The sequence below is a fragment of the Rhodosalinus sp. genome, from assembly GCF_041685465.1.
In the GTDB taxonomy this organism is placed as follows: domain Bacteria; phylum Pseudomonadota; class Alphaproteobacteria; order Rhodobacterales; family Rhodobacteraceae; genus Rhodosalinus.
This window is the reverse complement of sequence record NZ_JAWLFS010000152.1, coordinates 1-7,336: the sequence shown is the minus strand read 5'-3', so window position 1 is coordinate 7,336 and position 7,336 is coordinate 1. Positions and strand designations below refer to the sequence as shown.

The 7,336-nt window shown below is 74.1% G+C and carries 6 protein-coding genes; 4 read left to right on the top strand and 2 right to left on the bottom strand.

The window, feature by feature from the left end:
- The 3 genes from ACESL7_RS10705 to ACESL7_RS10695 form a co-directional block, all read left to right on the top strand.
- On the top strand, positions 1-1,111 hold a 1,111-nt coding region (locus tag ACESL7_RS10705), incomplete at its 5' end, for an L-serine ammonia-lyase (RefSeq protein ID WP_372893315.1).
- 171 nt (positions 1,112-1,282) lie between these two features.
- Positions 1,283-2,227 (top strand): DMT family transporter, encoded by a 945-nt coding sequence (locus ACESL7_RS10700; protein WP_372893314.1) that lies wholly within the window; start codon positions 1,283-1,285, stop codon positions 2,225-2,227.
- Between the two features lie 35 nt (positions 2,228-2,262).
- Positions 2,263-3,171 (top strand): DMT family transporter, encoded by a 909-nt coding sequence (locus ACESL7_RS10695; RefSeq protein ID WP_372893313.1) that lies wholly within the window; start codon positions 2,263-2,265, stop codon positions 3,169-3,171.
- Here ACESL7_RS10695 and ACESL7_RS10690 read toward each other — a convergent pair.
- Complete coding sequence (locus tag ACESL7_RS10690; protein WP_372893312.1) at positions 3,128-3,781, bottom strand: thiamine diphosphokinase; 654 nt, start codon at positions 3,779-3,781, stop codon at positions 3,128-3,130. The genes ACESL7_RS10695 and ACESL7_RS10690 overlap by 44 nt on opposite strands.
- A 181-nt stretch (positions 3,782-3,962) precedes the next feature.
- Between ACESL7_RS10690 and ACESL7_RS10685 the strand changes: the two genes are divergently transcribed.
- Complete coding sequence (locus ACESL7_RS10685; protein ID WP_372893311.1) at positions 3,963-6,797, top strand: hypothetical protein; 2,835 nt, start codon at positions 3,963-3,965, stop codon at positions 6,795-6,797.
- 322 nt (positions 6,798-7,119) lie between these two features.
- On the opposite strand, the gene ACESL7_RS10680 is transcribed toward ACESL7_RS10685, so the two are convergent.
- Positions 7,120-7,336 (bottom strand): DUF2842 domain-containing protein (locus ACESL7_RS10680; RefSeq protein WP_372893310.1); only part of this gene is annotated, 217 nt, incomplete at its 5' end.

Sequence of the window (7,336 nt, the reverse complement as noted above, 5' to 3'; positions counted from 1 at the left end):
CAACCGCGAGAGCGGCCGGCTCGCACCACCGGGCCTGCCCGAGATGGCCTTCGACCCGAAGACCGACCTGCGGTTCGACTTCGGCCCGGCCCTGCCCGGCCACGCCAACGGCATGGTGCTCGAGGCGCTCGACGCGCAGGGCGACGTGATCCTCGCCGAGACCTATTACTCCGTCGGCGGCGGCTTCGTGCTGACCGCGGACGAACTGGCGCGCGGCGCCGACAGGGCAGAGGGCGCGCCGGTCCCCTACCCCTTCACCTCCGCCGCCGAGATGCTGGAGATGGCGCGCGCCTCCGGCCGCAGCATCGCCGGGATGAAGCGCGAGAACGAACTCACCCGGCGCGGCCCGGCCGAGCTGGACCAGGGCACGCGCCGGATCTGGCAGGTGATGCGCGACTGCATCGACCGGGGGCTTGCGCATGACGGCACGCTGCCCGGCGGGCTGCGCGTGAAGCGGCGGGCCAAGGGCATTCACGACGCGCTGCTGGACGAGCGCGGGCGCAACCTGACCGCGCCGCATGTCGTCAACGACTGGATCAGCGTCTACGCCATGGCGGTGAACGAGGAGAACGCGGCCGGCGGGCAGGTGGTCACGGCGCCCACGAACGGCGCGGCCGGCGTGGTGCCCGCGGTGATCCGCTACTGGCTGGACCACGTGCCCGGCGCGACCGAGCGCAAGGTCGAGGAGTTCCTGCTCACCGCCGCGGCGATCGGGGGCCTCGTGAAATACAACGCCTCGATCAGCGGGGCGGAGGCCGGCTGTCAGGCCGAGGTGGGCAGCGCGTCGGCCATGGCGGCGGCGGGGCTCTGCGCAGTGCTGGGCGGCACGCCGGAGCAGATCGAGAACGCCGCCGAGATCGCGCTGGAGCATCACCTCGGCATGACCTGCGACCCGGTAAAGGGGCTGGTGCAGGTGCCCTGCATCGAGCGCAATGGGCTCGGCGCGATCAAGGCGGTCTCGGCGGCCTCCCTCGCGCTGCGGGGCGACGGGACGCATTTCGTCCCCCTCGACGCCTGTATCGAGACGATGCGCCAGACGGGCGCCGACATGAGCGAGAAATACAAGGAAACCGCGCTTGGCGGCCTCGCGGTGAACGTGCCGAACTGCTGAGGCGGGCGGTCGGCGCCACGGGATATCGGGGCCGGACACCGCGACCCCACGCGAGCGCGGAGGGCTCTGGCAGCCGGCACCGGCCGGGCGCCGGCGCGACCCTGGCGAGGGCCCCGCCCCGAAGGGGCCACAACGCTCGCCGCCGCGCGGCCGACCTGCTAGGGACGACGCATGGGACAGAGCGCCGCAGATCCGCAGGCCGCGCCCCGCGACGGCACCGTGGCGGGCATTCTCTGCGTGGTGGCCTTCACGCTCACGGCGCCGGTGATGGACGCCTTCGCCAAGGCGACGCCGGAAGAGGTGCCGGTCCTGCAGATCGTCGCGGCACGATTCGGCGTGCAGGTCGCGGTGCTGGTCCCGCTCGCGCTGGTCCTCGGCCTCGGGCGCTGGCCGAGCCTTGCCGACTGGGGACAGCATCTCGCGCGCGGGCTGCTCCTGATGGCGGGCACGGCGCTCTTCTTCACGGCGCTGCGCTTCATGCCGATCGCCAACGCCATCGCGATCTTCTTCGTGGAGCCCTTCATCCTGACGCTGCTCGGCGCGGTGCTCCTGGGCGAAGAGGTGGGGCGGCGGCGAATCATCGCCTGCGCGGTGGGCTTCGGCGGCGCTCTCCTCGTCATCCAGCCGAGCTTCGACGAACTCGGCGCGGTCGCGCTCCTGCCGCTCGGCACGGCGGTCTGTCTGGCCTTCTACATGGTGATGACGCGGCACATGGCGCAGCGCATCCATCCCATCGCGATGCAGGGCTGGACCGCGACGGCCGCCTGCGCGGCGCTCTTTCCGGCGCTCTGGGCCTTCGAGGGCAGCGGGGTCGCCGCGCTCGACCCGGTACGGCCCACGGGCCTCGCCGTCTGGACGCTGCTCGGCGTGGGCGTCATGGCGACCGTCGCGCATCTCTTCCTCAGCTTCGCGCTGCGCCTCGCGCCCGCGGCGACCATCGCGCCGCTGCAATATCTCGAGATCGTGGCCGCAGCCGCGATCGGCTACTGGATCTTCGGCGACTTCCCCGACCTGCTGACCTGGACCGGGGTCGCGGTGATCGTGGCCTCGGGGCTTTACGTCTTCGCGCGCGAGCGGCAGCTCTCGCTTCGCCGCCGGCCGCTTCCGCCGACGTGATTGCGCGCCCCCGGCGCGCGGCGTAGCCTGCGCGGATGCCTCTCGACCGGCCCTTTCTCGGCGTGCTGCTGATGCTCGGCTTCTGCGTGCTCGCACCGCTGGCCGACGGCATCGCGAAGCTTCTGGGGCCGAGTGTGCCGCTTCTGATGCTCCTTCTCGTGCGCTTCGGCGCGCAGGCCGCGATCCTCGTGCCGCTCTCGCGCGCCACGGGGCGCAGCCTGCGGCTCGAGGGCCGGGTGCTGCGCCTCGCCTGGGCGCGGGCGGCGATCCACATCGCCGGCATCGGGCTCATGTTCACGAGCCTTCTCTACCTGCCGCTCGCCGACGCCATCGCCATCGTCTTCGTCATGCCCTTCCTGCTGCTCTTCGCCGGGCATCTCCTGATGGGCGAGGAGGTGGGCTGGCGCCGCCTCTCGGCCTGCGGCGCGGGCTTCGCGGGCACGCTCATGGTGATCCGGCCGAGCTTCGAGGAGGTCGGCTGGCCCGCGCTCCTGCCGCTCGGGGTGGCGGTCTCCTTCGCGGCCTTCATGCTGGTGACCCGTGCCATCGCGCGCGAGACGGAGCCGGTCGCGCTTCAGGCGGTGAACGGGCTGATGGGGGTGGCGCTCCTCGTGCCCGCGCTGGCGCTGGGCACGGTCCTCGACCTCGCGCCGGCCGAACTCGTCGTGCCCGGCGGGCGCGAGATCGCGCTTCTGGCGCTGCTCGGGGCGCTCGGCACCGCGGGGCACCTCCTGATGACCTGGAGCCTGCGCTTCGCGCCGGCCTCGACCCTCGCGCCGATGCAGTATCTCGAGATCCCCTTCGCCACGGCCTTCGGGTGGCTCCTCTTCCGCGACCTGCCCGACGGGATGGCGGCGGCGGGGATCACGGTGACCGTGGCCTCCGGCCTCTACGTGGTCTTCAGGGAGCGGGCCACGCCGGCCCCGGCGCCGCCAGCGACGTGACCGCCGCCCCGAGGGCCTCGCGCGGCAGGATCACCAGCATCGCGGGCGCCGCCATGGACAGGCGCACCGGTCCCTCGGTCACCCGGTTCGAGGTGCCGATCACGCCGCCGGGCGCGAAGGTCAGCCCGTCGATCGGCCAGAACAGACCCTCCGAGCGCCCGCGCACCTCCGCCAGCGGGTAGAGCGAGACGCGACACCCTGCGTCGAGGTCGAGCGAAAGCTCCGGCGGGCAGAGAAAGACCAGATCCGCGCCCCCGATCAAGAGGCACCGCCGGTCGGCGCGGCGCGCGAGCACCGTCTGCGCGGCGAGAAGATGGTCAAGCCGCGCCCCGAGAAACCCCACGCCGAGCACCAGCGGCGCGAGGGTGTGGCGCAATGCCTTGTCGAAATCGGTCGTTTCCTGCTCGGGGACATGATGCAGGCGATCCTCGGGCAGCGCACGCCGCGTCGCCGTGTCGAGGCTGTCGAAATCGCCGAAGACGGCCTCGGGCATCAGCCCGGCAGCGAGCGCGCGGCCCGCGCCGCCGTCGGCCGCCACGACGCGTGGCGCATGCGCACGCGCCGCGGCGATGTCCTCGTCGGGCGCCGCGCCGGCGCCGATCAGAGTCACGGGCACCTCGGCCGTAAACAGAGGCGCAACAATCCCGTCGGTCATCGGCATTTACCCCCTGTTCGGGAAACCCGCCACAAAGTGGCCACGAAATGATACGGTAGTGAGCACGGATTCGGGCAACTTTCGGCTGGGCACGGCTGGTAAACACCCCGTTGCGCATAGAGCAAGCGAGCGTCCGATGGTTAGCAGCAACAAGATCCTCACCGTCTCCTACGGCACCTTCTCCTGCACGTTGGAGGGGTTCGACGAGTCCTTCGAGACGATGAAGGCGATCGCCGAGTATTTCCGCGATCTCGCCGCCGACGACCGCTATTTCGGCGCCGAACCGCCCACCCCCGACGCCGAGATGCTCGCCCGCATCGCCGAGCGTGAGATCGCCCGGCGCGTCGAGGCCCGGACCGAGGAAGGCGGCATCGTTCTGCGGCCCTCCCTCGCCGCGGGCACTCAGCCCCCGGCGCAGCAGCCCGCCGCGCCGGCCCCCGCCGCCAGCGTGACGCCCCCGCCCGAACGCGAGCCAGAGCCCGAGCCCGAGCCAGAGCCCGAGCCTGAACCCGAAACCGCCACGCCGGCAGAGGCGTCCCCCGCGCCCATGGGCACGCAGGGCCCGCCGGCGGCGCAGACGGCAACCGAGGCCCGGCATGCGCCCGCGGCGGCTGACGAACACACGGCGCCGGCGCCCGAAGCCGCGACCTACGCCGCGCCCGCCTCCGAGCGCGGCGTCGCCGACCTCATCGAAGAGACGCCCGAGGCCGGCTTCGATTCGACCATGGCGGCGATGAGCCGCGCCACGACGCAGGATCCGGCCGAGGACACGCCCCCAGAGATCGGGGCGGGGCCGGAAATGCCGGCCACCGTCCCCTCCGACGACGCGCAGGCCGGGCCCGGCCCGTCGCCCGACACCGCCGAGACGGCCGAACCCGAGGACGCGGCACCCGGTTCGACGACCGAGAGCGCACAAGCCCTCCCGGATGCCGGCGCGGCCCCCCACTCGGACCCCGACTCGGCCCCGGACACCGTCACGGACCTTGCCCAGGCGACCGAGATGGCGCCGGAACAGCCGCCGGAAACCGAGCCGGCGCCGGCAGCGGAGGCGCCCGAACTGCCCGAGATCGCGCCCCTCGACCGCCCCGCGGCGCCCCGGACGCCGACACCCGAGGCGACCGGCGCACCGACAGCGGCGTCCGCGTCGGCGGCAACGTTCTCCGCCTCCATGGCGGCCAAGCTTCAGCGTATCCGCGCCGTGGTTGCACGGGCCGGCAGCGACGAGGCGCGGGCCGAGGCCGACACGCCGTCCCAAGCGCCTGATCCGGACAGCACGGTCGCCGCCGCCCCGGCACGGGCCGAGGAGGCGGGCGCGGCCGCCGACGCGGTGCAGGATGGGCCGGCAGAGCCGTCGCACCCGGACGCCGAGGCTGCCGCGCAGCCGGAGACCCCCGGCGCATCCGTCTCGCGGCAGGCGGAGGACACCCGGCCGACCGCGGGCGGCGTCGACATGGCGCAGCCCGGTGTCGCACCGGAGCACGCCCGCCCGTCCGACACGCCCGACGCAGCGCCCACCGAACCGGAGGCCCCGGCCGACGCCCCCGCGACGCCGGACATCCCGGTCGACGACGGGACCTCGCCCGCACGCGGGAGCACCGGTGACGACACGGTGACCGAAGACAGCGCGCCCGCCTCGGTGGAAGACGACGCGCCCGAAGACGGCGTGCCCGGCCCCGCGGACGCGCCGGAGCGCCCCATCGCCGCCCCCGGCGAAGACGCGGCAGCGGCTGACCGGCGCGGCATGTCCAGGGCGGCGGAGGCGGCCGATGCACCACGGGCCGCCACCGGCCCGGCCGCGGCCCACCGCTCGACCCTGCCCCCGGAAGACGAGGCGGACCTCGCAGCCGAGCTCCGCGCGATCGAGGCCGAACTCGAAGCGACGCGCGCGGTCCCCGATCGCGCCGCGGAAGAGGCAGCGCCAACGGCCCCGACCGAAGAGGCCGAGGCCGGCGACGTACAAGACCCGGCACGTGACGGCGCGCAGCCCGCGACCGAAACGGCGACGGACGCGCGCGACACCGCAGGCGCAGTCGAGGCACCTGACACCGAGGACGCGGCGCCAAGCGCGCCGGCCGAGGAGGCCCCGGCGCCGGAAGCCGAAGCCGGAGATGCGGCCGAACCGGCGAGCATCGCCGATCCGGCCGGGGACGCGGAGGCACGCCCCGAAGCAACCGGCGCGGCGGCCCCGGAACCGGAGGTCGACCCGGCCGCGGAGGACGCGGCGATCCGCGCCGCGGCGCGTCGCACCGTCAGACAGGGCAGCGAGGCGCATGCTGCGCTCTCGGAAAAGCCGGAGGGCAACGGCGCCGACGATGTCTCGCGCCTGATGAACGAGGCCGAGACCGAGATGGAACGGCCCGAGAGCACCCGCCGGCGCAGCGCGCTCGCGCATCTGCGCGCCGCGGTCGCGGCGACGCGGGCCGACCGCAAGCTCGCACGGAGCGCGCCGGCCGAGTCGGAGGCCGACCCCTACCGCGAGGACCTCGCCGACGCGGTACGCCCGCGCCGCCCCGGGGCCGGCGCTGCGCGCACCCCGCGCCCCGAGGAGCCGCGCCCGGCGCCGCTCAAGCTTGTGGCCGAGCAGCGCGTGGACATGCCCGGCGCGGAGGCGGCCTCCGCGCCCGTGCAGCCCCGCCGCATCGCCCGGCCGCGCGACGAAGCGCCGCGCCACGCCGAGGCGGAGGCGGGCGGCTTCGAGGCCTTCGCCCGTGCCCAGGGCGCGCGCGACCTGCCCGAGCTGCTGGAGGCGGCGGCGGCCTATCTCTCCTTCGTCGAGCGGCACGACTACTTTTCGCGCCCGCAACTCATGAAGATCGTCCGCGAGAGCGGTGCGGCCGACTTCACCCGGGAGGACGGGCTGCGCCACTTCGGCCAGCTCATCCGCACCGGCAAGATCGAGAAGCTGCGCGGCGGGCGCTTTACCGTCTCGGGCGACATCGGCTACCGGCCCGACGACCGCGCGGCGGGCTGAAGATCACCCCACAGGCGGGACGGTTTCGGCCGCCGCCCCTCCACGCCGCATTTCGTGCCGATCACGCGGAACGGCGCCCGGACAGGACCGGGCGCCGTTGCCGCATCTTGAGGGCCGGGATCTTGAGGGCCGGGGGCTGGCGCCGTGCAGGGCGGCGCGCGCGCCCATTGTGGCACCCGGCCCGCGCGATGGAGAGACGCGGCGTCAGACGGCGGCGACGGGGGAGAGCGGATCGGCCAATCGGCGCGGACTGCCGGCCATCGCGCGACGGTGGTCCCCGACCGCCCCGCGCACCGATGACCGGCCCGAGCGCCGCCGCGCCTCAGTCGTCCGGGGGCGCGTCCGGATCGGCCTGCCCGACGCCCTTGAAGACGAACTTGAGCGGAAACGCCCAGATCACGCCCAGCGCGGCGTAGATCAGGAACTCCACGAGGATGCCCGGCCGGTCGAACCACCCCACGAGCGTGACCGCCGCCATGATGTAGAGCGGCAGTCCGACAAGCAGGATCACGAGCGACCAGCGGCGGCGTGCTTTGTAG

Excerpts from the sequence above, each read along its gene's own strand:
- ACESL7_RS10700 (WP_372893314.1), top strand. The coding sequence starts at position 1,283 with ATGGGACAGAGCGCCGCAGATCCGCAGGCCGCGCCCCGCGACGGCACC.
- ACESL7_RS10695 (WP_372893313.1), top strand. The coding sequence starts at position 2,263 with ATGCCTCTCGACCGGCCCTTTCTCGGCGTGCTGCTGATGCTCGGCTTC.
- ACESL7_RS10685 (WP_372893311.1), top strand. The coding sequence starts at position 3,963 with ATGGTTAGCAGCAACAAGATCCTCACCGTCTCCTACGGCACCTTCTCC.